The 23,687-nt window shown below is 75.2% G+C and carries 23 protein-coding genes; 16 read left to right on the top strand and 7 right to left on the bottom strand.

Going from position 1 to position 23,687, the window contains the following annotated elements; translation table 11 throughout:
• Positions 1–7 precede the first annotated feature (7 nt).
• Positions 8–1,303, top strand: a complete 1,296-nt coding sequence (locus AAG589_RS10820; protein WP_430567268.1) for an MFS transporter — start codon at positions 8–10, stop codon at positions 1,301–1,303.
• Here the strand turns inward: AAG589_RS10820 and AAG589_RS10825 are convergent.
• Complete coding sequence (locus AAG589_RS10825; protein ID WP_430567269.1) at positions 1,201–1,743, bottom strand: GrpB family protein; 543 nt, start codon at positions 1,741–1,743, stop codon at positions 1,201–1,203. The two genes, AAG589_RS10820 and AAG589_RS10825, sit on opposite strands and share 103 nt — an antisense overlap.
• Before the next feature lie 57 nt (positions 1,744–1,800).
• Here AAG589_RS10825 and AAG589_RS10830 point away from each other — a divergent pair, with 57 nt between their 5' ends.
• Entirely contained in the window at positions 1,801–2,460 is a 660-nt protein-coding gene (locus AAG589_RS10830) for a histidine phosphatase family protein (protein WP_430567270.1), read from the top strand.
• A gap of 17 nt (positions 2,461–2,477) precedes the next feature.
• On the opposite strand, the gene AAG589_RS10835 is transcribed toward AAG589_RS10830, so the two are convergent.
• On the bottom strand, positions 2,478–2,843 hold the full coding sequence (locus AAG589_RS10835) for a nuclear transport factor 2 family protein (protein ID WP_430567271.1): 366 nt from the start codon (positions 2,841–2,843) through the stop codon (positions 2,478–2,480).
• Between the two features lie 67 nt (positions 2,844–2,910).
• On the bottom strand, positions 2,911–3,867 hold the full coding sequence (locus AAG589_RS10840; RefSeq protein WP_430567272.1) for an alpha/beta fold hydrolase: 957 nt from the start codon (positions 3,865–3,867) through the stop codon (positions 2,911–2,913).
• A 106-nt stretch (positions 3,868–3,973) separates the two neighbouring features.
• On the opposite strand from AAG589_RS10840, the gene AAG589_RS10845 reads away from it, so the two are divergent.
• The 4 genes from AAG589_RS10845 to AAG589_RS10860 all read left to right on the top strand — a co-directional run bounded on the left by AAG589_RS10845 (position 3,974) and on the right by AAG589_RS10860 (position 7,816).
• Complete coding sequence (locus AAG589_RS10845; RefSeq protein ID WP_430567273.1) at positions 3,974–4,543, top strand: dihydrofolate reductase family protein; 570 nt, start codon at positions 3,974–3,976, stop codon at positions 4,541–4,543.
• An 84-nt stretch (positions 4,544–4,627) separates the two neighbouring features.
• Positions 4,628–6,199 carry an HNH endonuclease signature motif containing protein gene (locus AAG589_RS10850; protein WP_430567274.1) on the top strand — a complete coding sequence of 524 codons (1,572 nt, stop codon included), beginning with the start codon at positions 4,628–4,630 and terminating at the stop codon, positions 6,197–6,199.
• A 53-nt stretch (positions 6,200–6,252) separates the two neighbouring features.
• A complete protein-coding gene (locus AAG589_RS10855; RefSeq protein ID WP_430567275.1) occupies positions 6,253–6,729 on the top strand; it encodes a GNAT family N-acetyltransferase in 477 nt (158 codons plus the stop codon).
• Between the two features lie 88 nt (positions 6,730–6,817).
• A complete protein-coding gene (locus AAG589_RS10860; RefSeq protein WP_430567276.1) occupies positions 6,818–7,816 on the top strand; it encodes a cold-shock protein in 999 nt (332 codons plus the stop codon).
• A 47-nt stretch (positions 7,817–7,863) separates the two neighbouring features.
• Here the strand turns inward: AAG589_RS10860 and AAG589_RS10865 are convergent, their stop codons facing one another.
• Entirely contained in the window at positions 7,864–8,478 is a 615-nt protein-coding gene (locus tag AAG589_RS10865; RefSeq protein WP_430567277.1) for a TetR/AcrR family transcriptional regulator, read from the bottom strand.
• 130 nt (positions 8,479–8,608) lie between these two features.
• On the opposite strand from AAG589_RS10865, the gene AAG589_RS10870 reads away from it, so the two are divergent.
• The 6 genes from AAG589_RS10870 to AAG589_RS10895 all read left to right on the top strand — a co-directional run bounded on the left by AAG589_RS10870 (position 8,609) and on the right by AAG589_RS10895 (position 14,122).
• Positions 8,609–9,322: an alpha/beta fold hydrolase gene (locus AAG589_RS10870; protein WP_430567278.1), complete on the top strand. Its 714-nt coding sequence runs from the start codon at positions 8,609–8,611 to the stop codon at positions 9,320–9,322.
• Positions 9,323–9,515: 193 nt separating this feature from the next.
• Positions 9,516–11,393 carry a molecular chaperone DnaK gene (gene dnaK / locus AAG589_RS10875; RefSeq protein WP_430567279.1) on the top strand — a complete coding sequence of 626 codons (1,878 nt, stop codon included), beginning with the start codon at positions 9,516–9,518 and terminating at the stop codon, positions 11,391–11,393.
• Complete coding sequence (gene grpE, locus AAG589_RS10880; RefSeq protein ID WP_430567280.1) at positions 11,390–12,031, top strand: nucleotide exchange factor GrpE; 642 nt, start codon at positions 11,390–11,392, stop codon at positions 12,029–12,031. The genes dnaK and grpE overlap by 4 nt, the downstream gene beginning before the upstream one ends.
• A 131-nt stretch (positions 12,032–12,162) precedes the next feature.
• Positions 12,163–13,167 (top strand): DnaJ C-terminal domain-containing protein, encoded by a 1,005-nt coding sequence (locus AAG589_RS10885; protein WP_430567281.1) that lies wholly within the window; start codon positions 12,163–12,165, stop codon positions 13,165–13,167.
• A 38-nt stretch (positions 13,168–13,205) separates the two neighbouring features.
• Positions 13,206–13,631 carry a heat shock protein transcriptional repressor HspR gene (locus tag AAG589_RS10890; protein ID WP_430567282.1) on the top strand — a complete coding sequence of 142 codons (426 nt, stop codon included), beginning with the start codon at positions 13,206–13,208 and terminating at the stop codon, positions 13,629–13,631.
• 182 nt (positions 13,632–13,813) lie between these two features.
• Positions 13,814–14,122, top strand: coding sequence for a DUF1540 domain-containing protein (locus tag AAG589_RS10895; RefSeq protein ID WP_430567283.1), 309 nt, complete (start codon positions 13,814–13,816; stop codon positions 14,120–14,122).
• Between the two features lie 65 nt (positions 14,123–14,187).
• On the opposite strand, the gene AAG589_RS10900 is transcribed toward AAG589_RS10895, so the two are convergent.
• Positions 14,188–14,913, bottom strand: a complete 726-nt coding sequence (locus tag AAG589_RS10900) for a hypothetical protein (RefSeq protein WP_430567284.1) — start codon at positions 14,911–14,913, stop codon at positions 14,188–14,190.
• A gap of 261 nt (positions 14,914–15,174) precedes the next feature.
• Between AAG589_RS10900 and AAG589_RS10905 the strand changes: the two genes are divergently transcribed.
• The gene (locus tag AAG589_RS10905) at positions 15,175–19,173 is read left to right on the top strand and encodes a sigma-70 family RNA polymerase sigma factor (protein WP_430567285.1); all 3,999 of its coding nucleotides are present in this window, start codon (positions 15,175–15,177) and stop codon (positions 19,171–19,173) included.
• A 36-nt stretch (positions 19,174–19,209) separates the two neighbouring features.
• On the opposite strand, the gene upp is transcribed toward AAG589_RS10905, so the two are convergent.
• The gene (gene upp / locus AAG589_RS10910; protein ID WP_430567286.1) at positions 19,210–19,845 is read right to left on the bottom strand and encodes a uracil phosphoribosyltransferase; all 636 of its coding nucleotides are present in this window, start codon (positions 19,843–19,845) and stop codon (positions 19,210–19,212) included.
• 166 nt (positions 19,846–20,011) lie between these two features.
• On the opposite strand from upp, the gene AAG589_RS10915 reads away from it, so the two are divergent.
• Complete coding sequence (locus tag AAG589_RS10915) at positions 20,012–20,443, top strand: nucleoside deaminase (protein ID WP_430568007.1); 432 nt, start codon at positions 20,012–20,014, stop codon at positions 20,441–20,443.
• Positions 20,444–20,496: 53 nt separating this feature from the next.
• On the opposite strand, the gene AAG589_RS10920 is transcribed toward AAG589_RS10915, so the two are convergent.
• Positions 20,497–22,026: a phytoene desaturase family protein gene (locus tag AAG589_RS10920; RefSeq protein WP_430567287.1), complete on the bottom strand. Its 1,530-nt coding sequence runs from the start codon at positions 22,024–22,026 to the stop codon at positions 20,497–20,499.
• Positions 22,027–22,180: 154 nt separating this feature from the next.
• Here AAG589_RS10920 and AAG589_RS10925 point away from each other — a divergent pair, with 154 nt between their 5' ends.
• Positions 22,181–22,636 (top strand): hypothetical protein, encoded by a 456-nt coding sequence (locus tag AAG589_RS10925; protein WP_430567288.1) that lies wholly within the window; start codon positions 22,181–22,183, stop codon positions 22,634–22,636.
• Between the two features lie 80 nt (positions 22,637–22,716).
• Entirely contained in the window at positions 22,717–23,589 is an 873-nt protein-coding gene (locus tag AAG589_RS10930; RefSeq protein WP_430567289.1) for a hypothetical protein, read from the top strand.
• Positions 23,590–23,687 lie beyond the last annotated feature (98 nt).

Raw genomic sequence — 23,687 nt, forward strand, 5'->3', positions numbered from 1 at the left:
TCGACGTATGCGCCGCCCCCTGCTCGTCCTCACCGCGATCACCTTCCTCACGTGGATCGGTGCGCGGGTCACCGCCGTCGCGCTGCCGCTCGTCGCGCTCGCCGAGACGGGGGAGGCGTGGGCCACCGGCCTCGTGGGCGGCATGTCCGGCCTGCCCCTGCTGACCGTCGGGTGGTGGGGGCGCGGGCTGCGCGAGCGGCTCGTCTCCGGGCGGGCGCTCGCCGTCGTCATGCTGGTGCAGGTCGCCGGCCTGGCGATCGTCCCGGTCGCGGCGCTCGTCGGCCAGGTGGGCGCGGTGAGCCTGTGCGCGTCGGGCCTGGTGACCGGCGTCGCCGGAGCGCTGCTCGGCCCCGCGGAGCGCGCGCTCGTCGCCGACCTCGCGGACGCCGGCGCCCTGCCCGCCGCGCGCTGGCTCGCGTGGCAGGACCTGGCCCACCGCGTGTCGATGATCTTCGCGCCGCCGCTCGGGGCCTGGCTGGTCGTGGCGTGGGGCGCGGAGCCGCTGCTGTGGTGCCAGACGGTCGTCGTGCTGGCCGCCGCGGCGGCGATGCTCGGGGTCCCCCGGGCGGGCGGCCGCGCCGCGGGTCGCGGCGAGGCGGGGCCGACGGTCCGCGTGCTCGCCGTCCTGCGCACCCACCCGCAGGTCGCGGTGGGGATCGCGACGGCGGGCGTCGGCGGCCTGTGCTGGTTTGCCTTCAGCCTGGGGCTGGCCGTGCTCGGCGTCGAGCACGGGATGCCCGGTGCGCTGATCGCCGCCGGGATGAGCGGGTACGGCGCGGGGTCGGTGGCGGCGTCGCTGGCCGCACCCCTGCTGGTCGACCGGCTGCCTCGGCTCCCGACGGCCGTCGGGACCTGGGCGGTGCTGGGCCTGTCGTTCGCGGCGCTGCCGGCGGTCGTGCCGAGCGTGGCGGGCGTCGCGCTCGTGTCCGCCGTCGGCGGCCTGGCGACGCCGTGGGGCATCGCCGCGCTCAACGCGCTGATCAGCGAGCGGACGTCGGGCGCCGAGCGGCGCGCCGCGTTCACCGCGGAGACCGTGCTCCACTCGGGCGGTGCCTCGCTCGGGCTGCTCGTCGGCGGCGCCGTCATCGGGTGGGTGGGCGCCGGGCCGGTGCTCGTCCTCGCCGGCGCCGTGCAGGTCGTGGCCGCCGTCGTCGGGCTGCTGGCCGCGTGGCGGGTCGGGGCCCGTGCGCGGCGGGCGGGTCAGGCCGGGTCGTTGACCGCCAGCACGTGCGCGAGCTCGTCCGGCGTCAGGTCGGACTCGGCGAGCACCCGCTGCAGCACGGCCGACTTGCCGGCCAGGTAGCGGTCGATGTCCATCGACGGGTCGGCGGCGAGCGCGCGCTTCACGGCGCCGTACTCGTCGCGCAGGTCGGGCCGGCGGCGCAGCACGTCGCGGACCGCGAGGTGGTTGCGCACGTGCAGCGTGCCGGCCGCGCACACGTACACGTGGCGGGCGGGGTCGTCGTCCGGTGCGTCCAGCGCCTCGCGGCCCGCGAGGCCCAGGTCGCCGCGGTGGACGTAGCCGACCCCCTCGAGAGCGCGCAGCGCCGCAGGGACGTCGTCGGCGGGCACGATGACGTCGACGTCCAGGATCGGCTTCGCCGCCAGGCCGGGCACCGCCGTCGACCCGACGTGCTCGACCGCGGCGCCCGGCAGGTCGGCGAGCGCCGCGCGCAGGGCGGCCGCGACCCGCTCGAAGGCGGCGGGCCACTCGGGGGAGGAGGGGACGACGACGATCGGCATCCGGACATCCTCCCAGCCGGTGCGCGCGGCAGGCGTCCGATGGCGGAGGCTAGGACCATGCGTCTCCTCCTGCTGCGACACGGCCAGACCCCCTCCAACGTGGCGGGGCTGCTCGACACCGGCGCCCCCGGCCCCGGGCTGACCCCGCTGGGCGAGGAGCAGGCCGGCGCCGTACCGGGAGCGCTGGAGGGGCGGCGGATCGACGCCCTGGCGGCGTCGTCCCTGGTGCGGACGTCGCTCACGGTCGGGCCGCTCGCCGCCGACCGGGGCCTGCGGCCCGCGGTGCTCGACGGGCTGCGCGAGATCGAGGCCGGCTCCCTCGAGATGTCCTCCGACCTCGCCGACCACCACACCTACCTCGAGACCGTGTTCGCCTGGTCGCGCGGCGACCGGTCGCGCCGCATGCCCGGCGGGCCCGACGGCGACGCGTTCCTCGCCCGGTACGACGACGCCGTCGCGGCGCTCGCGGCGGACGGCCACGACGTCGTCCTCGCCGTCTCGCACGGCGCTGCGATCCGCTCGTGGTGCGGCGCCCGCGTCCGCGGCCTCGACGTCGAGGAGCTGGCGCACACCCCGCTCGCCAACACCGGCCTCATCGAGGTCGACGGCGACCCCGCGTCGGGCTGGCGGCTCGTGGACTGGCGGCGCGAGCCGGTGGGCGGCGCGCGGCTCGACGCCGTCGTCGCCCACGACCCCACCGGCGAGCCCGTCGACTGACCGCGGCCCGGGGCCGGTCAGGCAGGCTCGCCGGCCGGTGCGAGCGTGGCGGCCAGGACCACCCATCCCTCGTGAGCGCGCACCCAGAGGCGCGTGTAGATCAACCGCGCCGAGACGGCCGTGCCGTCCTGGACCGCCTCCACGGCGGCGACCAGCCTGGTCACTCCGCTCGCGCCGTCCTCCTGGACGTCCAGCGACTCCTTCTCCAGGCGGGTGATGCGCAACGAGCCCGAGCGGTAGCTCTCGAGGTCGTCCTCCTTGGAGAACACCGTCCCCTCGGGGCCGGCGCCGACGCAGCGAGGATGCAGCAAGGCCTCCAGCGCGGCGACGTCGCCGGCGCGCTGGGCGGCCTGGAGCGCGTGCTCGGCAGCAAGAAGACTCATCGCCCGAGTCTAGGCACCGGGACCTGGCCCGGTCCGGCGCGGGTGTGCACGGCTGCGGCCGCGGGCGTCACGCCTCGACCGCGAGGCGGGCGATCGCCTGCTCGAGCCGGCCGACCGAGTCGGTCCCGCCGTGCCCGTCGCCGAGGACGACGAGCTCGCTGCCGGGCCAGGCGCGGTGGAGGCGCCAGGCCGTCACCAGCGGGCTGGAGACGTCGTGCCGGCCGTGGATGAGCACGCCCGGCACGCCGGCGAGGCGGTCCGCGCGGTGCAGCATCTCGTCGCCGCCGAACCCCGAGTGCGACCAGTAGTGGGTGACGAGGGTGGCGAGGGTGTCCCGGACCGGCGGGTCCTGCCAGCGCGGGTCCGGTCGCCAGCCGGGACCGAGGGAGACGTGCACGTCCTCCCAGCGACCCCACGCCCCCGCCGCGCGGGCCCGCACCTCCGGCGCCGGGTCGCGCATCGCCCGCGCGTAGGCGTCCACGACCCGTTCGCCGGGCGCACGGTCGACGGCGCCGGCGAAGATCTCCCACTCCTCGGGGAAGACGCGGCCCATCGCCTCGGTGATCCACTCGACCTCGGCGGTCGAGGTGTTCGTGACGGCGAACAGCGCGATCCCGGTCACCCGGTCCGGGTGCGCCTGCGCGTAGGCGAGGGCGAGGGTGGCGCCCCAGGACGCGCCCGTCACCGTCCACCGCTCGACGCCGAGGTGGCGGCGCAGCGCCTCGATGTCCTCGATCTGCGCCGGCGTGGTGTTCCGGTCCAGCAGGTCCGGGCGGCCCTGCGCGACCAGTGCCGTGGCGAGCGGCCGGCTGCGTCCGCAGCCGCGCTGGTCGAACGTGATCGACTGCTGCCGGCGGGGGTCGATGCGGTGCCGGTGGCCGTCGTCCGCCCCGCTCCCCGGTCCGCCGTGCAGCCAGAGCACCGCGGGTCCGTCGGGGTTGCCGACCGCCTCGTAGTAGAGCTCGACACCGTCCTCCCGCCGCAGGTGTCCGGTCCGGTCGGGGGCGGTGGCACGGGAGGGCATGTCCCGAACGTAGGTCATCCCCGAGGCGGTCGCGCCGATGAGAAACGGCGCCGACGGTGGTCGGACGTACTGGCCGGTGAGCTCGGGCACGCCAGGGAGAACATCGATGAGACCGCTTCGCTACTCGATCAACGTCACGCTCGACGGCTGCTGCCATCACGAGGCAGGGCTCCCACCGGACGAGGAGTCGATGCGCTACTGGACCGCTCAGATGGAGCGGGCCGACGCCCTGCTCTTCGGCAGGGTGACCTACCAGATGATGGAGTCGGCCTGGCGGAGGCCGGCCACGGGCGCGTGGCCCGACCGGGTGGACGCGTGGCAGGTGCCGTTCGCGGAGAGCCTGGACCGGGCGAAGAAGCACGTCGTGTCGAGCACGCTCCGTGAGGTCGACTGGAACGCCGAGCTGGTGCGGGGCGACCTGGGTCCGGCGGTGCAGCGGCTCAAGCAGGAGGCGGGCGAAGGGCTGTGGGTGGGCGGCGTGACGCTGCCCCTGGCGTTGGCGGACCTGGGGCTGATCGACGAGTACGAGTTCCTCGTGCAGCCGGTCCTCGCCGGACACGGGCCGACGCTGCTCGCCGGCCTGCGCGAGCGGATCCAGCTCGAGCTCGTGGGGCGCCAGGAGTTCCGGTCCGGGGCGGTGGCGCTGCGCTGTCGGCCCTCGCACGTTCCGGCGTGACGGACTGCCCGAAGCCTCGATCCAGCCCGTGTCCTGCGACAAGACCCTTGCGGGGCCTGATCGGCGACGGGTAGAATCGAACACATGTTCGACGACGAGTCGGGGGATGGCGACGACGGTGCCGAGGTGCTGCGCCGCGTCGATCCGGGGCCTCGGCCGTCGGTGCACGACATCTCGTCGGCGATCGACGAGGCGGTGGCGATCCAGGCGCGGATCGATGCACTGGAGGGCGCCAAGCTGCTCGCGGTCGAGCGGGCGCGGCGGGCGGCCGCCGGCAGCGAGCGAGCCCTGCTCGACGAGAGCGACCCCGAGCTGCGTCGTGCGTCGTCGGCGCGGCGGCACGAGCTCGCGGTGCGCGCGTTCACGGCGGACCTCGCGACGGCCCTGCGGCTGCCCGAGCAGGAGGCGTCGCACCTCGTCGACACCGCCCGCGTCCTGACCGAGGCCGCGGCGGACGCCGCGGGCGACGCCGTCGGTGCTGCCGCCGAGCCCGCGCTGGTGCGGCTGTGCCGGGGGCGGTTCTCGGCGACGCACGCGCGGGCGCTCGCCGACACCCTCGCCGACCTGCCGGACGCCGAGGCCCGGCGCAGGGTCGAAGCGGCCGTGCTGCCCGTCGCCGGGCACGTCACGGCGCCGCAGTTCCGTCGCCGTCTGCGACGCGCCCGCGACCGCGTGCACCCGGTGCCGCTGGTCGTGCGACACCGCGAGGCGGTCGAGAAGCGAGCGGTCTACCTCGGCCCCGGTGCCGACGGCATGGCGTGGCTCACCGCGCACCTGCCCGTCGCCCAGGCGCACGCCATCCACGACCGGCTCACCCGCGCGGCCAGGGTCGCCCGATCCGGCGGCGACCCGCGCGAGACCGGGCAGCTGCGCGCCGACGCGCTGGCCGCGCTCCTCCTCGCCGGAGGCGACGGGCCTGCCGGTACGGCGCCCGATGAGGCCGAGTCCGATGTCACCTCCGGCACCGCCGACTCCGATGCTGGCTCCGGCGTTGCCGCAGGCGGCGTACCGGACCTGGTGGGCCTGGCGCGTCGCATCGCCCCGACGGTGCGGGTCACGGTTCCCGTGCTCACGCTGCTCGGCGACGACGCCACGTGCGGCGTGGCGGAGCTCGACGGGCAGGTCCCTGTCGACCCCGAGACCGCGCTCCGCCTGACCGCGAACGCCCCGTCGCTGCGCCGGCTCCTCGTCGACCCCGTCGACGGGACGGTGCTGACCGCCGACCCGGGCACGTACGCCGTGCCCGCCGCCCTCCGCGCCCTCCTGCAGGCGCGCGACCTCACCTGCACGTTCCCGGGCTGCACCCGCGCCGCGGCGGGCTGCGACGTCGACCACGTCCGCGCGTGGGTCGACGGCGGCACCACGACCGCCGACAACCTCACTCATCTGTGTCGCCATCATCACGTGGTGAAGCACCAGACGGGATGGCGCGTCGCCCGCGCCCCCGACGGCGTCCTGACCTGGACCTCGCCCACCGGCCGCAACCATCGCGCGCGACCGGAGGGTCGACGAACCGACGGCGAGCGGCCGGACACCCGCCCGACCGGCCGACGCAAGACGCACCCACGGATCGAGGGCTCCGGCGCGGAGCGTCGCGACGCTCGGACCCGCGCCCCCGCTCCGGGGGTATCGGATCTTGGCCCGCCGCCCTTCTGACCCGGGGCCGGTCCAGGCGTGCGCGGGTCCCTGCCTGTGCCAGCATGCGCGACATGACGACGGTGACGCTGCGCCCGATGACCCCGGCCGAGTTCGACGAGTGGCAGGACGCGCTGGCCGAGGACTACGCGGCGGAGCAGGTCGCGTCGGGCCGGTGGCCGTACGAGGGCGCTGTGCGACGTGCCCGCGACGAGTCGGCGCGGCTGCTGCCCCAGGGGCCGGACACGCGGCGGATGCTCCTGCGGGTCGCCGTGGACGCCGACGGCGAGACCGTCGGCCGCAGCTGGGTGGCGCTGGACCCGCCGCACGGCATGCCCGGGATCGCGTTCCTCTACGACATCGAGGTCGTGGAGTCCCGTCGTGGGCAGGGGCTGGGGCGGGCGCTGCTCGCCGCGACGGAGGACGCCGCCCGGCAGGCGGGCGCGGCGGCACTGGAGCTGAACGTCTTCGGCCGCAACGCCGCCGCGGTGTCGCTCTACGACTCCGCGGGGTACGCCGTCGTCACGCAGCAGATGCGCAAGCCCCTCTGACGGCGGCCCCGTCGCCGCCGCTGTCGGGGGACCGTCGCTCTCGGGGGACACTGGGGGAAGCAATGTCTGCCGAGAGTAGGAGTCCTAGGTGCCCCAGGGAACTGTCCGATGGTTCGACGCCGACCGAGGGTTCGGTTTCATCGACCTCGGGAACGAGGCCGAGGACCTGTTCGTGCACGCGTCCGAGATCGTCGGCGACGACGGCCCGAAGCAGCTCCGTGAGGGGCAGACCGTCGAGTTCGAGGTGGGCGAGGGCGACCGCGGCCCGCAGGCCCGGCGCGTCCGTGTGACCGGCGACCTGGCCGCCGACACACCCCTGGGTGTGCTCGGCACCGTCGCCTGGTACGAGCCGGCCAAGGGGTACGGCTTCGTCACGCCCGACGACGGCGGTGCGGAGATCTTCGTGCACAGCTCGGCCATCGTCACCGGCGGCGTGATCGCGGAGGGGCAGCGGGTGGCGTTCCTCGTCGTCGACGGCGAGAAGGGGCCGCAGGCGGACCACCTGCTCCCGCTCGTCGCGGCGGCCGGGCCGTCGGGATCCGCGGGGCCGGCGTCCGACGGCGCGGACGGCACGGTGTCCTGGTTCGACGACGTCCGGGGCTTCGGCTTCATCGCGCCCGACGCGGGCGGCGACGACGTCTTCGTCCACGTCAAGGCGCTCGGCGGCGGGCTGACGACGCTGCCCGAGGGGGCGCGCGTGACGTTCGACGTCGTCGACGGCGACAAGGGTCCGAACGCCCGCGACGTCCGGCTCGTGCACGGTTCTCGTGAGGGGCGTGGCTCTCGCGATGGGCATGTTTCTCGTGGTGGGAACGCGCGCGGGGGCGCTGACCGCGGCCGTCCGGGCCGTCCGGGATCGTCTGGCCGGTCGTCCGGCGGGCCGGTGCGCGGCGGCGAGGGCACCGTCGCGCGCTACGACGCGGACCGCGGCTTCGGCTTCATCACCCCCGATGCCGGCGGTGACGACCTGTTCGTGCACGTGTCGGTGGTGCGGGACGTCGAGTTCCTGGAGGAGGGCGACCGGGTCCGCTTCAAGGTCCGTCAGAGCGACCGAGGGCCGCAGGCCGACGGTGTCGAGCTGGTGTGAGCGGCCTGGTGTGAGCGGCCCCGTGTGAGGGGCGCTCCCGCCGGGCCTCACGACGAGGGCTCGGCGCGCCCCTCGACCCCGCGGAGCACCGTGCGGACGATCTCGTCGAGCTCCGCTCCGGTCGGGGCCTCCCCGCCGCGGACGAAGACGCGGAACCAGACGGCCCCGGCCAGGAGGTCCATGACGGTGCGAAGGTCGACGTCCGCGACGGGGTCGCCCCTCTGGGCCGCCCGCTCGAGCACGGGCTGCTCGCGCACGAGGCGGTCGCCGAAGAAGGCGCGGGACAGCGCGGCGAGCTCGGGGCGTTCGACGCCGGCGGACAGCAGCGCCGCGGCGATCGGCGCCGTCACCGGGTCGGTCAGCAGCTCGGCGATGCGCCCCGTGAGCGCACGCAGGTCGCCCCGCAGCGATCCCGTGTCGGGCACCGACAGCGACAGCGCGTCGCTGTCGGTGAGCGCGGCGGCGAGCAGCGCGTCCTTGGACGGCCACCAGCGGTAGAGCGTGGTCTTGTTCACGCCGGAGCGGCTCGCCACCGCCTCCATCGCGAGGCCCTCGTAGCCGCGCTCGACGAGCAGGTCGAGCGCCGCCTGGAAGATGTCGTGCGCCCGCCGCGGACCGCCTGGCCTCGGCTCGCGTGACCCCTGCGCGGCTGGTCTCTTCACGGTCGCACTCTACGACGCACCGTTGCGTTGCGATACGGGTCCTCGCGTGCCAGACTCACACAACGCAACGGTGCGTTGCATTCGATGCCGGCCCGGGCATCGGCTCCACTCTCGACGAACGGGGAAGCCCGTGGTCCCGTCCCTGCCTCTCGTGCTCGTCCACGGCATCAGGCTGAACCGCGCCGCCTGGACCGAGGTGGTCGAGCACCTGCCCGCCGGGCGGCCCGCGGTGGCCGTCGATCTCCCGGGCCACGGCGCTCGCCGCGGTGAGCGGTTCTCGTTCGAGGCGGCCGCGGACGTGCTGGGTGAGGCGGTCGATTCCGTCGGCGGGCGCGCCCTCGTCGTCGGCCACTCGCTCGGGGGGTACGCGGCGATGGCGTTCGCGGCCCGCGAGCCTCGGCGCGTCGCAGCGCTCGTCGTCGCCGGCGCCACGGCCGTGCCGACGCGGAGCGGCACGGCCCCGTTCCTGGTCGCGCACCGCGCGCTGTCGGGCTGGGCCGACGGCGGGGAGCGGGTGAGCGCCCGCGTCCTGCGCGCCGCCCTTCCTCGACGGACGGCCGACGCGGTCGCGCGCGCCGGCATCGCGTCGGAGGTGATCCCTGACGCCGTCGCCGCCCTGCGTGCGCAGCGGCCGCTCGACCGCCTCGCGGCCTACCCGGGCCCGGTGCGGTTCGTGAACGGCCGCTTCGACCATCTCCGCGCCGACGAGCGCCGCTTCCTGGGTGCGGCCACGCGGGGCAGCGTCGTCGTCGACCCTCGCGGCGGCCACTACCTGCCCATGACGCGGCCGCGCTCCTTCGTCCGCGAGCTGGAGGCGTTCGCCGCCACCGGTATCCGTGGATGACGGGGCCTGTTCGCTCAGAGCGAACGGGCGGGTCTGCCTGCGGGAATATCCGCGCCGACAGCAAGGTTGAGCCATGCAGACTCAACTTTGGCGCCCGCCGTTTGCGAGGCAGGGACGCCGAGATTTACGTTGAGTGCAGTTGACTCAACCTCGGGCGCACGGGCGCCCGGACGTATGCATGGAGGCAGCACACATGGCTCGAGCAGTCGGTATCGACCTGGGTACCACCAACTCGGTGGTCGCCGTCCTGGAGGGCGGCGAGCCCACCGTCATCGCGAACGCGGAGGGGTCGCGCACGACGCCGTCCGTCGTCGCGTTCTCCAAGACCGGCGAGGTCCTCGTCGGTGAGGTGGCCAAGCGCCAGGCGGTCACCAACGTCGACCGCACCATCTCGTCGGTCAAGCGCCACATGGGCACCGACTGGTCGGTCGAGATCGACGACAAGAAGTACACCGCGCAGGAGATCTCCGCGCGCGTGCTCGGCAAGCTCAAGCGCGACGCCGAGGAGTACCTGGGCGAGCCCGTCACCGACGCGGTCATCACGGTCCCGGCGTACTTCAACGACGCCGAGCGCCAGGCGACCAAGGACGCCGGCCAGATCGCGGGCCTCAACGTGACGCGCATCGTCAACGAGCCCACCGCGGCGGCCCTCGCCTACGGCCTGGAGAAGGGCAAGGAGGACGAGCTCATCCTGGTCTTCGACCTGGGCGGCGGCACGTTCGACGTCTCGCTCCTCGAGGTCGGCAAGGACGAGGACGACTTCTCCACCATCCAGGTGCGCGCGACGTCCGGCGACAACCGCCTCGGCGGCGACGACTGGGACCAGCGCATCGTGGACCACCTCATCAAGCAGGTGAAGAACAGCGCGGGCGTCGACCTGTCCAAGGACAAGATCGCCCTGCAGCGTCTGCGCGAGGCGGCCGAGCAGGCCAAGAAGGAGCTCTCGTCCGCGACGAGCACCAACGTCTCGATGCAGTACCTGTCGATGAGCGAGAACGGCCCGGTCCACCTGGACGAGAAGCTCACACGGGCGCAGTTCCAGCAGATGACGCAGGACCTCATCGACCGCACCAAGGCGCCGTTCCACGCGGTCATCCGCGACGCCGGCATCTCGGTCTCCGACATCGACCACGTCGTGCTCGTGGGTGGCTCCACCCGCATGCCGGCCGTGACCGAGGTCGTCAAGGAGCTCACCGGCGGCAAGGAGCCCAACAAGGGCGTCAACCCGGACGAGGTCGTCGCCGTGGGCGCGGCCCTGCAGGCCGGCGTCATCGGCGGCGAGCGCAAGGACGTCCTGCTCATCGACGTCACCCCGCTGTCCCTCGGCATCGAGACCAAGGGCGGCGTGATGACCAAGCTCATCGAGCGCAACACGGCCATCCCGACCAAGCGCAGCGAGATCTTCTCCACGGCGGAGGACAACCAGCCGTCCGTGGCGATCCAGGTCTTCCAGGGCGAGCGCGAGTTCACCCGCGACAACAAGCCGCTGGGCACGTTCGAGCTCACCGGCATCGCCCCGGCGCCGCGCGGCGTCCCGCAGATCGAGGTCACCTTCGACATCGACGCGAACGGCATCGTGCACGTGTCCGCCAAGGACCGCGGCACGGGCACCGAGCAGTCGATGAAGATCACCGGCGGGTCGGCCCTCCCCAAGGAGGACATCGACCGCATGGTGAAGGACGCCGAGGAGCACGCCGCCGAGGACAAGAAGCGGCGCGAGGAGGCGGAGACCCGCAACCAGGCCGAGGCCTTCGCGTACTCGATGGAGAAGCAGATCGCGGACAACCGCGACAAGCTCCCCGCCGACGTCGTGACCGAGGTCGAGGCCGACATCGCCGGCGTCAAGACCGCCCTGGAGGGCGAGGACGCCGACGCCGTGAAGACCGCGTACGAGAAGCTCGGCGCGTCCTCGCAGAAGATCGGCCAGGCGCTGTACGCCACCGAGCAGCAGGCGGGCGCCGAGGGCGCTCCGGCCGACGACGCCCCCCAGGGTGAGTCGGCGCAGGGCTCCACCGCCGACGAGGACGTGGTCGACGCCGAGATCGTCGACGACGAGGACGACAAGAAGTGACGGACCAGAACCCGCAGGGGACCCCCGAGCCTTCCGAGAACCCGGAGGGCTCGGGGGAGACCCCCTTCCAGTTCACCGACAAGCGCAAGGTCGATCCCACCTCGGGCGAGGCCCGCGGCTCGGGCGACGCCGAGCAGCAGGCCGGCGAGCCCTCCGACCCGCTCGCGGCGCTCGACTTCGAGCCCGAGGGCGAGGCGGCCGAGAGCGCCGAGGTGCTCAAGGCCAAGGCGGAGGCGGCCGAGCACCTGGACGCGCTGCAGCGTGAGCGGGCGTCGTTCACGAACTACCGCAACCGGTCGCTGCGCGACCAGGAGGCGGCGCGCACGCAGGGCACGCAGGACGTGCTCACCGCGCTGCTGCCGGTGCTCGACGACATCGAGCGCGCCAAGCAGCACGCCGAGCTCTCCGGGCCCATGGCGGCCATCGCGGAGAAGCTCGACGCGTCGCTGGCGAAGTTCGGCATCGAGCGGTTCGGACAGGTCGGGGAGGAGTTCGACCCGAACGTCCACGAGGCGCTCATGCACAACGTCGACGCCGACGCCACGGCCACCACGGTCAGCCTGGTGGTCGAGCCCGGCTACCGCATCGGCGACAAGGTCGTCCGCGCCGCCCGCGTGGGCGTCGTCGGACCGGAGTGACACCCGCCCCCGCTGGTTGAGCTTGTCGAAACCCGTCGCCGGGTTTCGACAGGCTCAACCAGCGGGGCTCCGGCTCCAGGACTCGAACCCGAGGATGATGAGATCACGAGCATGACCAGGAAGGGGGCGTCGTGACAGGTCAGGACTGGATCGAGAAGGACTTCTACTCCGCTCTCGGCGTCCCCAAGGACGCGGACGACGCGACCATCAAGAAGGCGTACCGCAAGCTCGCCCGCAAGTACCACCCGGACCAGAACCCGGGCGACGCGTCGGCGGAGGCGAAGTTCAAGGAGATCGGCGAGGCGTACGCCGTGCTGTCCGACTCCGAGCAGCGCCAGCAGTACGACGCCGTGCGCGCCATGGCCGGCGGCGGTGCCCGCTTCGCGGCGGGCCCGGGCGGCGGCGGCAACGGCTTCGAGGACGTCTTCGGCTCCATGTTCGGCGGCGGCGCCGGCCCGAACGTGCGCTACCAGCAGTACCCCCAGGGGGGTGCCGGCGGCGGCGGGTTCGAGGACATCCTCAGCTCGATGCTCGGCGGCCAGGGCGGCTTCCGCGGCGGCCGGCAGCGTGCCGGCTTCACGACGCCGCAGAAGGGCCCGGACGTCGCGGCCGAGACCACGCTGCCGTTCCGCACGGCCGTGGAGGGCGCCACCGTGGAGTTCACGGTGGACGGCCGCAAGGTCAAGACCAAGATCCCCGCCGGGGTGAACGACGGCCGCAAGCTGCGCATCCGCGGCAAGGGCCGACCCGGCTCGGGCGGCGGCGAGGCCGGCGACCTCGTGGTCACCGTGCACGTCGCGCCGCACCCCGTGTTCACGCTCGACGGCGCGAACCTGCGCATGAACGTCCCCGTGACGTTCGCGGAGGCGGCGCTGGGCACGACGGTCGAGGTGCCGACGCTCGACGGGCACACGGTGAGGCTCAAGGTGCCGGCGGGCACGCCCACCGGCCGCGTGCTGCGGGTCAAGGGTCGCGGCGTGAAGACCGCGAAGACGCAGGGCGACCTGCTGGTCACGGTCCAGGTGGCCGTGCCGCAGAAGCTCAGCAAGAAGGCGAGGGAGGCGCTCGAGGCGTTCGCCGCCGAGAGCGACCACGAGGACGTGCGGGCGGGGCTCGCCGAGCGCGCGGCGGAGTGACGCCGGCACGTCGAGCAGCAGCGGCGAGGGAGGTAGCGATGGTCACCGAGGACGCACCGGTGCTGACCGTGTCGCAGGCGGCCCGGCTCGCGGGGATGCACCCGCAGACGCTGCGGCAGTACGACCGCCTCGGCCTGGTCACGCCCCGCCGCACCGCGGGGCGCGGCCGTCGCTACTCCCAGCGTGACGTGGCGCGGCTGCTCGAGGTGCAGCGCCTCGCGCAGGTGGAGGGCATCAACCTCGCCGGCATCCGCCGCATCCTCGACCTGCAGGAGCACGTGGCCCAGCTCGAGGGGCGGCTCGCGGCGCTCGCGATGCAGCCGGGCGGCCGGGTGTTCACGGCCGGGACGACGGGCGACGTCGTCGTCGTGCGGCGGGGGCAGCGCGTCCGCCGCGCCGAGCGTGCCGACCTGGAGGCCGAGGAGGGCGCGCTCGTGCTCTGGCGCCCCACCCGCCGGGGCTGAGCGGATTTCCGCAAGGCAATTCTTCGTTAATTCGCTCGATCTGATTCTCGCAGGCAATAGGTAAGGTATTCCTTATCCGGTGCGCGATGAATTCGATCTCGCATTCGCTGTGCATTTCCGTGCGAGAGGAATATCGTGGTCGAAGGCGGCGAGAGCCGGCGTCGAGCGGCGAGGAGCGCACGATGAGCACGCTGATGGAGATGCCCGAGGTCACCGAGTGCACGGTCGAGGGCTGCGGCTACAACCACGACCACGGCTGCCACGCCGGGGCGGTGACGATCGCGGGGCACAGCGGTGACGCGTCGTGCGCCACCTTCATCCCGCTGAGCGCCAAGGGCGGCCTGGAGAAGGTCGTCGCCCACGTGGGCGCGTGCCAGCGCGGGGACTGCGTCCACAACACCGATCTCGAGTGCGCGGCGTCGGCCATCCGCGTCGGGCCCGGCCCGGACGACGACGCGCACGCCGACTGCCTGACCTACGCGCAGCACTGACCACATCGCTGGTTGAGCCTGTCGAAACCCGTGCGGGGCCTCGACAAGCTCGACCGGCGGAGACGTCAGCGAGCCAGCTGGGTCAGCAGCTCGACCGCGGCGCCGTGAGACGTCGGGAGGCGCTCCACCCACACCCGGGTGGGGCGCCTCAGCGCGTCGCCGAGCCCCATGAGCGCGCCGTTGCGCTCCACGACCCCGCGCGTGGCCTTGGCGAGGTCGGGCACCCCGGTGTCGCGCCGCGCGAGCACGATGAACACGCCGTCCGCGAGGGCGGCCATCGGGTGCCCCTCCCCGAAGACCTGTTCGAGGGCGCGACCCACGGTCGCCGACCGCGCGGCGCGGTCCCACGGGGCGAGCCCGTCGACGGCGACGTCGACGACGACGAGACAGTGCGTCTCCGGCACGCCCTCGGCGGCGCCGACCGCGGCGCCGTACGTCTCGCGCAGCCGCTCGGCCAGGTACTCGCGGGTCGGTAGCCCGGAGGAGGGGTCGCGCAGGGCGCCGAGGGCCGGCTCGGCGTCGCGGCCGCGCACCCACCCGACGGCCACCGCGCGGATCGCGTCCGGGTCCGCCGGGTGGTGGGCGGTGCGGTAGAGGCACTCGACGTCGTCCAGCGTCTCGCCCAGGCCGACACCCGCCCGTCCCCGCGCGGCGCCGAGGCGGTGCGCGGCGGCATGCGGCGACCGGCCCTCGTCGAGGGCCTCGACGAGGGCGTCGACGGCGGGGTGGTACCAGTCGTCGGGGCGCAGCCACACCTCGGCGAGGCTCGTGGCGCGCCAACGATCGATCACGTCGGCGACGTGACCGGGCGCACCCGCGGGCCCGCTCGTGGACCGGTTCATGATGAAGGGACCCCCATAGGTGTCCATCATGACGCAGATGCGCGGGATTTCACCGGGCGAATTCGCCCGTACCCCGCGAAGGCTGCCCGAGGCACGGGATATCGCGGTTCCGCCGGGGTGAATTCACCCTCTCGAGCGCTGCTCCGGGCGCGTAAGGTACAGGGGGTCTGCGTGGGGCGCTCGCGCAGCGGTTGCGGAGCGAGGTCGGCCATGACGGACGTCTACGTGGGATCGGACGACTCGGCGCGCAGTGACGCCGAGCTGATCCTCGACGTGCGTGGCGGAGACCTCGAGGCGTTCGGGGCGCTGTACACCCGTCACGTCCCCGCCGCACGGGCCGTGGCGCGGCAGTACGTGCGCTCGCCGTCCGACGCCGACGACCTCGTCGCCGAGGCGTTTCACCGCGTGCTCGCCGTGCTGCAGCACGGCGGCGGGCCCGACGCGACGTTCCGGGCGTACCTGCTCACCGTGGTGCGGCGCCTCGCCGCCGACCTCGCGCGCGGAGTGCAGCGCACCCGGCCGACGGCCGACGACGGCACGTTCGAGGCCGCGCTCGGCCTGGTGGACCCCACCGACGTCGCCACGCTGGAGGGCTTCGAGCACTCCGTCGTCAAGAACGCCTACCAGGCGCTGCCGGAGCGCTGGCAGGCCGTGCTCTGGTACACGGAGATCGAGGGGCGGGCGCCCGCGGAGGTGGCGCCGATCCTCGGCCTGACGCCCAACGGCGTGTCCGCGCTCGCCTACCGGGCCCGCGAGGGGCTGCGGGTCGGCTACCTGCAGGAGCACCTCACGCACGCGCCCACCGACGGCTGCCGGGGGGTGAACGCCCTGCTCGGCGCGTACGTGCGCGGTGGGCTCGCCCAGCGCGAGGTCGCGAAGGTCGACGCGCACCTCGAGACCTGCGCCGAGTGCCGCGCCCTCGTGCTCGAGCTCGGCGACATCGCGCACGGCATGCGCGCGGTGGTCGCGCCGCTGATCGTCGGGATGGCGGGCCTCGCCGTCGTGGGAGCGCTTCCGATCGGCGGCATCCTCGGCGGTGCGGCGAGCGCCGGTGGCGCGGCGGTGGCCGGGGGCACGGCCGTCGCGGGGGGCACGGCCGCGGCCGGAAGCGCCGCCGCCGGGGGCGCGGCGGGTGCGGGGACCGGCGCCACCGTCGGCACGGTCGTGGGCACGAGCACCGCCGCGAGCGGCACCGTCGGCGCCACCGCGGGCGCGGCCGGAGCGGCCACGGGCATCACCGGCACGGCGGGCACGACGGCGGTGGCGACCGCCGGCACCACGGCCGCGGCGACCGCGGGCACGACGGCGGCCGGAGCGGCCACGGCCACCGCGGCGACCGCCGCCACCGCGGGCACGACGGTCGCGGCGACGGCGGGGACGGCCGCCGCCGCGGGCGCGGCCGTCGGCACGGCGGGCGTCGCCGCCGCCGCGGGCGCGGTGGCCGTCGCGGCGGTCGGGGTCGCCACCGTGCTCAACGCGCTCGGCGGCGCCCAGGAGCCGCCGGAGGCCGCCCCGCCCGCTCCCGTGGCCGTCCAGGGCGCCCCGTGGACGGTGGACGGCGAGCAGCCCGGCACCGGCGCGGTGCAGCCCGCCGAGAAGGACCCGGTCGGCCCCATCGATCCGGTCGACCCCGTCGATCCCGTCGACCCCGCAGCCGACCCGACGAGCCCGGTCAACCTGGTCGGCACCACCTTCCTCGCGCCCGTCGCGGACCTCACGGTCACGGCCGCCCCCGCACCGCTCGAGCCGCGCACGGCGCAGCCGCTGGTGCTCACCGTCAGCAACACGGGCGAGGCGACGGCGAGCGCGACGGTCGTCGAGGTCGCGCTCCCGGACGGCGTCGACCTGGCGCTGCCGCAGGCTCCGGCGGGCGCCGCCGTGGGCGGCGTGCTCGGCGTGCTCGGCGCCGACGCCCTGTCGTGCACGCCAGGGGACTCCGGCGGCCGGTCGGCGCGCTGTGCGGTCGGCACGCTCGAGCCGGGCGAGTCGCGCGACGTCGCGGTGCCGGTGCGCATGCACGCCGGCGGCAGCTACGCGATCGGGGCCGCCGTCTGGGCGGACGGCGTCGGCCGGGAGGACGCGGGCCTGCCGCCCACGACGGTGCGGCCCTACGGCGCCGAGCTCACGGCCTCCGCCGGCGACACCGTGCCCGTCTCCAACCCGGGCGCCGCCTGGGTGCCCGTGACCGTGCGGAACACCGGCGACCAGCCTGCCGCCGCCTGGTCGGTCGAGCTGGGCGTGCCCGCCGGGCTGCGGCCGGTCACGTCCGACGGCGACCTCGTGTGCGTGCCGGGCGGGGCCGGCGAGCCGTCGTCCGGCGCCGTCTGGACCTGCGTCGCCACGCCGGGCGCGCCCGCGCTGGCGCCCGGGGAGCAGCGGTCGGTGCGGCTGCGCGTGGTGGCGGACGGCTCGGTGACGCCCGGGTCGATGACGGTCGCGGCCGCCCCGCAGCTGCCGGGGTCCCCGCACACCGTGGGCGGGAACGCCGCGGTGACGGTCGCGCAGCCGTGGGCGGGCGCCGCCGCGGGCGCGCGCGACGTCCAGGCCCGGTGCACCGCCGTCGGGGGCGTGAACAGTGCCTCCGTCGTCGTCGAGGGCACCTACGTCAACACCACCGACCAGACCCTGAGCGTGCGGCTGGACGCCGCCGGGAGCACCGCCGCGGCGGCGCAGGAGGTCGCGCCCGGGTCGGCGGTCACGCTCCGGGTGCCCGACGGTCTCCGCGTCCCCGCGGGCAGCGCCGCCTGGACCGTGGCCACGACCCTCGGCGGCGAGACGTACCGCACCAGCGTGCCCGCCGGAGCGCACGGGTCCGCGGACTGCTACGACCCCAGCTGGGCCGTCTCGACGTCCGTCGAGACGGTGAACGTCGACGGCCGCCTGCAGGTGCGCGGCACGCTGACGAACACCAGCGACGAGGCGATGCGCGCCGGGATGGCCGCCGCCGGCGTCACCACGGACGCCCAGCGGCTCGCGCCGGGGGAGAGCGCCACGTTCGTCGCCGCCACGGACCGCACCTCGCTCGCCGCGGGTGCCGCCGAGTTCCAGCTGTACCGGTGGGTGGCGGACGCCGACGGCGACGAGCCCGCGCAGGGCGTCGTCCCCGCCGTCGCGCCGACGGCGTCGTACGCGGCCGCCGCACTCGCCCCCGCCGCGGGCGGGCCGGTGACGCTCGCCGCCGCCGAGTGCCGGTTCGACGAGTCCGCCGACACGTCGTGGCGCACCGTGACGGTCCCGGTGGACAACACCGGCTCCACGCACGCCGTGCGGTTCGCGGTGAGCGGCGAGTCCGTGGACGGTCGGGCCGCCACGGTCGACGCCGGCGCCACCGGGTCCATCACGGTGTCCGTGCCCTGGGGCACGCGCACCCTGGCGCTCACCGCCGACGGGCGCGACCTCGCGCGGGTCGACGTCCCGGCGTTCGAGAGCTGCGCGACCGCGAGCTGGCCCGGCACGGTGGACGTGCGCCTGGACGTCGCGACGCGGTGCGTCGACGACCGGGCGCAGGTCGTCGTCGACGTGCGCAACCGCGGCGCCGTCGCCTGGAAGGCAACGCTCGCCGGCGGCGACGCCGCGGTCGTCGAGCCCGGCTCCGCCGCGGCCCTCGTGGCGACGGTCGGCGGTGTCCAGGCGGATGCCGGCTCGGCGAGCGTGCGGCTCACGCGGACCGTCGAGGAGCGACCGCTCGCCGTCGAGCGGACGGTCGACCACGACGCCGTGTCGTGCGTCGTCGTCGACCCGCAGGCGCGCCTGGACCCGGGCGCCGTGCAGGTGGAGAAGCAGCGGTGGCGCTCGACGTCCACCCGGCCGGTGACGGTGGTGCTGGACAACACCGGCTCGTCCGTGCCGCAGGACTTCACCGTGCAGGGCTCCAACGGCGCGTCCGCCTCGGTGACCGTCGGCGCCCGGCAGAGCGCGACCGCCGACGGCGGCACCGTGACCGGGCGCGACGGCGCCACCTACACCGTGCGCGCCGGCGACCGGGCCACCGAGCTCGCCGTCGAGCCGTTCACCGGCACGTCCGGCTGGTGCTCGGACCGGGTCCGCTGGGGCGGCGGGTACGAGGTGGGCGACGTAGCGTCGTGGCGCGGGGCGAACTACCGCTACGTCGGGCGCGACGCGCAGCAGGCCGACGACGGGCAGCGCGGCCACCGCTGGGGCCGGTCCTGGGAGCGGGTCGGGGACTGCGAGTACCGTCCCGCTGGTTGAGCTTGTCGAAACCCGACAGGCTCGACCAGCGGAGTGTCAGACGATGCCGTACAGCCGGTCCCCGGCGTCGCCGAGGCCGGGGACGATGTACTTCTGGTCGTTGAGGCGCTTGTCGACGGCGGCCACCACGATCTGCACGTCCACGCGGGAGCCGATGGCGTCCTCGAGCACCTTCAGCCCCTCGGGCGTGGCGAGCAGGCACACGGCCGTGACGTCGCGGGCGCCGCGCTCCAGCACGTAGTCGATCGCCGCGACCAGCGTGCCGCCGGTGGCGAGCATCGGGTCGAGCAGGAAGACCTGCCGGTCGGTGAGGTCGTCCGGCAGGCGGTTCGCGTACGTGACGGCCTCGTAGGTCGTCTCGTCGCGCTGCAGGCCGAGGAAGCCGACCTCCGCCGTCGGGATCATGCGGGTCATGCCCTCGAGCATCCCCAGCCCGGCGCGCAGGATCGGGATGACGATGGGGCTCGGGTCGCTCAGGCGCACGCCCGTGGTCGTCGTGACCGGGGTGCGGATCTCCTTCGGCTCCGTGCGCACGTGGCGCGTCGCCTCGTAGGCGAGCAGGGTGACGAGCTCGTCGACGAGGAGACGGAACGTCGCCGACGGGGTCTTCTCGTCGCGGAGGACGGTGAGCTTGTGGTCCACCAGCGGGTGGTCGGCGACGTGCAGGCGCATGGGCCCCACGGTACCCGCGAACCCCCGCTGGTTGAGCCCGTCGAAACCCGCCTAGCCTGGCGCCATGACCTCGGACGCCGAAACTCGTGGCCTCGCGCTGCCCTGGGCCGACGGCGAGTTCCCGCCGTCCACGGTCGGCGGGCGACGCAAGGTGTGGGACGCGCTCATGGGCCTGGCGCTGCACGAGGCGTCGCACGCGCTGGCCAGCGACGACGTGCCGGTGGGCGCGCTCGTCGTCGACGCCGACGGGCGGCTCGTCGGGCTCGGCCGCAACCGCCGCGAGGAGACCGGCGACCCGACGGCGCACGCCGAGGTGCTCGCGCTACGGCAGGCGGCCCTGACGCGGGGGGAGTGGCGGCTCGAGGGCTGCACGCTCGTCGTCACGCTCGAGCCGTGCGTGATGTGCGCGGGCGCGCTCGTCGCGGCGCGCGTGCGGCGGCTGGTCCTCGGCGCCTGGGACCCGAAGGCCGGCGCCACCGGCTCCGTCTGGGACCTCGTGCGCGACCAGCGTGCCAACCACGCCGTCGAGGTCGTCGGCGGGGTGCGCGAGGACGACTGCGGCCGGATCCTGCGAGACTTCTTCGAGTCCCGCCGCTGAGGCGTGACCCCGACGACGAGACGGACGACGACGACCGCTCCCACCCTGCGGGGTCAGAGGGCCGCGACGCGGAGCCCGAACACGTCGCGCAGCGCGCGGCGGGCGGCGTGCCAGCCGCCCATGCCGTGCACGCCGGGCCCGGGCGGGGTCGACGCGGAGCAGAGGTACACCCCGCCGGCGACGCGGTAGGGGTTCGCGCGCAGCGTGGGGCGCGCGAGCATCTGCCACATCGTCGCGGCGCCGGCGGAGATGTCCCCGCCGACGTAGTTCTGGTTGTGCTCCGCCATGCGGGCGGCGGGGATCGCGCGCGCGCCGACGACGACGTCGCGGAACCCCGGCGCGAAGCGCTCGATCTGGGCGGCGACGGTCTCGGTGACGTCGACGTCGGAGCCCGCCGGGACGTGCGTGTACGCCCACAGCGGGCGCAGCTCCGCGCCCCCGGTGACGACGCGGCGGGACGCGTCGACGACGGTCGGGTCGCTGACCAGGCACACCGGCCGCTCGGCGTGCCGGCCGGCGGCGACGGTGTTCTCCGCCCGCGCCATCTCGGCGCGCGTGCCGCCCACGTGCACGGTGCCCGCGCGGCCGACCTCCGGGTCGGCCCACGGCACCGGGCCGGACAGCACGTAGTCCACCTTGGCGGCGGAGTTGCCGTGCCGGAACCCCTCGAGCGCCCGGCGCAGGCCCGGCCCGACGGCGGGGCCCAGCACGTCGAGCAGCGTGCGCGGCGTGGTGTCGAAGAGGACGACGCGGGCGGCGGGCAGGTCCGCCGGCGTGCGCACCCGGTGCTCCGTCACGACGGTGCCCCCGTGCGCCTGAAGGTCCGCGACGAGCGCCGCCACGATCGCCCCGGACCCGCCGCGCGGGAGCGCCCACCCGCCATCGAATCCCGCCGGACCGGCGCCCGGCGTGGCGTGTGCCAGGGCGCCGAGCAGCAGGGAGGTGCCCGCCGCCGACAGCGACGGCAGCCGGGTGATGGTGTGCGCGGCGACGCCGGTGAGCAGCGCGCCGCCGTCGCCGGAGAACCGGGCGTCCCACGCCCGGGAGCCCTGCTCGAGCAGCGCCAGGGCGAACCGGACGGCGCCCGCCCCGGCCCGCAGCGGGTCGGCCCCGTCCAGGATCCCGGGCGGCACCGACCGGCGGTCGCCCAGCCCGACGGCGACCACGGCCTCCCACTGCTCGGCCAGCGGGCCGAGCAGGGAACGCCAGGCGTCGCCGTCGGGGCCGAGACCCTCGGCCGTGCGCTCCAGGTCGCGGTACGCGACAGCGGCCCGGCCGCCGGGCAGCGGCTGCGCGTAGGACACCTCGGGCGTGAGGAGCTCGACGCCGTGCGCCCGCAGGTCGAACGCGCGGAAGAACGGCGACGCCCACGCCATCGGGTGCACCGCTGAGCACAGGTCGTGCACGACGCCGGCGGGCAGGCCCTCGAGCAGGTCGCCGTCGTCGCCGGGCGCGAGGGTGCGGGCCCCGCCGCCGATGGTCTCGTCGGCCTCCAGCACCGTCACGGACAGCCCCGCCCGGGCGAGCGTGACGGCGGCGGCGAGCCCGTTGGGGCCGGAACCGACCACGACCGCGTCGTCCACCGCGTCCTCCTTCGCCGACGGCGCACCTCGCCGCGCCGTCCTGTCGATTTTTCACCCGCTCGGACACCCTGTCACGGCCCGGCGCCGCGGTGTGGGAGCGCTATCCTCCCTGCGCTGCCCCAACGAAGAGTGTGGCGTGCGCAAAGGAGAATACATGGCCCCGTTCGCCTCCGAGCAGGTCCCCGACGCCCCGCCCGGTGAACGGCGCCGGGCCCGCCTCGTCACTTATACGGCGGTGGTGGTGCTCCTCACCGCGGCCCTCCTGCAGCTCGACGCCTGGCCCATGACGGCCTACCGGCTCTTCAGCTCTGTCCGTACGGCCGATGGCGTGAGCTTGACCCTCTGGGCGGAAGGTGTTGACGGTACGCGCACCGACCTTCGCCCAGCCGCCGGCGAGGTGCTCGGCATGACCACCCACCTCTACCGGCAGCTCGAGGACGCCGACCCCGCCCACGCCCGGGAGCTGGTCGACGCCTGGCTCGGGCTCGCCGGCATGCGGCCCGCCGACGTGTCGCAGGTGGTGCTCGAGCGCACGACGTGGCGGATGGACGCGGAGACCCGCGAGAAGCACGAGACGGGCCACGCCGTCGTCGCGGTGGTGACGCCGTGAGCGCGCCGGCGACGGGCAGTGCGCCCGCGAGTAGCACGACGACGCGAACCGGACGCCCCGCCGCGGCGTCCTGGGTCCGCGTGCTCGACGCGCGCCTGATCGCGCCGGGCCCGGCATGGCGGGCGCGCTGGCTGCACGCAGGGGTCGCGGCGGTCGTCGGCCTCCGGCTGCTGACGCGGGACTGGACCCAGCTCGCCGACCGCCCGCCCGCGCTGCGGACCCACCTCAACCTGGTCGGCTGGGTGCCCGACCTGCCCGTCGTCGCGCTCGTCGCGCTGCAGGTGGTGGGGTTCGCGGCGGCGGTGCTGGCGATCGGTCGCGTGCGCCCCCGGCTCGCCTTCGCCGTCGCCTGGACGGCGTACGTCGTGCTGAGCGGGCTGTGGGGCAGCTCGGGGAAGTTCATGCACAACGACGTCCTCACGGTGACCGTGGCGACCCTCCTGCTGTTCTCGTCCCCGCCCGCCCGGGGCGTCCCCGCGGACGCCCGGCACCTGCGGTGGGGCTGGCCGCCCCGGGCCGCGCTCGCCGTCGTCGGCGTCGTCTACCTCCTCACCGGCGTGCAGAAGCTGCGACACAGCGGGCCGGGGTGGGCGCTGGGCGACAACATGGCATGGGTGCTGCGGCAGGGGACGTCCCCGTTCGGGGAGGGCTTCACTCTCGCCGTCGCGAACCTGCCCGCGCTCCCGCAGCTCCTCGCCGCCGGGGCCCTGTGCCTCGAGCTGCTGGCCCCGCTCCTGCTGCTCGTCGCATGGACCAGGATCCCGTTCGCCGTCGCCGTCGCGGTGATGCACACGAGCATCTGGGCGTGCCTCGGGCTCGACTACTCGGCCTGGGTCCTCACCGTCGCGGCGGTCGCCGTGCCGGCCGGCCTGCCGTGGCGCCCGCCCTGGTCCCGGCAGCTCTGGTCCCGGCAGCTCTGGAACCGGCGACGGGCGCGCGTCGCGACGCCGTGAACGCCGTCCCGGCGCCCGACCGTCGAGGGAGCGGCCGACCCGCCGACCGCACCGTGGTGATCCGGTCGTCCCACGGCGACGTCGCCTCCCTGCTGGCC

This window comes from Isoptericola sp. F-RaC21 (assembly GCF_038593535.1).
Classification (GTDB): domain Bacteria; phylum Actinomycetota; class Actinomycetes; order Actinomycetales; family Cellulomonadaceae; genus Isoptericola.

Coding starts and splice junctions, on each gene's coding strand:
- AAG589_RS10820 (WP_430567268.1), top strand. CDS start 8: ATGCGCCGCCCCCTGCTCGTCCTCACCGCGATCACCTTCCTCACGTGG.
- AAG589_RS10825 (WP_430567269.1), bottom strand. CDS start 1,743: ATGCCGATCGTCGTCGTCCCCTCCTCCCCCGAGTGGCCCGCCGCCTTC.
- AAG589_RS10830 (WP_430567270.1), top strand. CDS start 1,801: ATGCGTCTCCTCCTGCTGCGACACGGCCAGACCCCCTCCAACGTGGCG.
- AAG589_RS10835 (WP_430567271.1), bottom strand. CDS start 2,843: ATGAGTCTTCTTGCTGCCGAGCACGCGCTCCAGGCCGCCCAGCGCGCC.
- AAG589_RS10840 (WP_430567272.1), bottom strand. CDS start 3,867: ATGCCCTCCCGTGCCACCGCCCCCGACCGGACCGGACACCTGCGGCGG.
- AAG589_RS10845 (WP_430567273.1), top strand. CDS start 3,974: ATGAGACCGCTTCGCTACTCGATCAACGTCACGCTCGACGGCTGCTGC.
- AAG589_RS10850 (WP_430567274.1), top strand. CDS start 4,628: ATGTTCGACGACGAGTCGGGGGATGGCGACGACGGTGCCGAGGTGCTG.
- AAG589_RS10855 (WP_430567275.1), top strand. CDS start 6,253: ATGACGACGGTGACGCTGCGCCCGATGACCCCGGCCGAGTTCGACGAG.
- dnaK (WP_430567279.1), top strand. CDS start 9,516: ATGGCTCGAGCAGTCGGTATCGACCTGGGTACCACCAACTCGGTGGTC.
- AAG589_RS10890 (WP_430567282.1), top strand. CDS start 13,206: ATGGTCACCGAGGACGCACCGGTGCTGACCGTGTCGCAGGCGGCCCGG.
- AAG589_RS10895 (WP_430567283.1), top strand. CDS start 13,814: ATGAGCACGCTGATGGAGATGCCCGAGGTCACCGAGTGCACGGTCGAG.
- AAG589_RS10905 (WP_430567285.1), top strand. CDS start 15,175: ATGACGGACGTCTACGTGGGATCGGACGACTCGGCGCGCAGTGACGCC.
- upp (WP_430567286.1), bottom strand. CDS start 19,845: ATGCGCCTGCACGTCGCCGACCACCCGCTGGTGGACCACAAGCTCACC.
- AAG589_RS10915 (WP_430568007.1), top strand. CDS start 20,012: ATGGGCCTGGCGCTGCACGAGGCGTCGCACGCGCTGGCCAGCGACGAC.
- AAG589_RS10925 (WP_430567288.1), top strand. CDS start 22,181: ATGGCCCCGTTCGCCTCCGAGCAGGTCCCCGACGCCCCGCCCGGTGAA.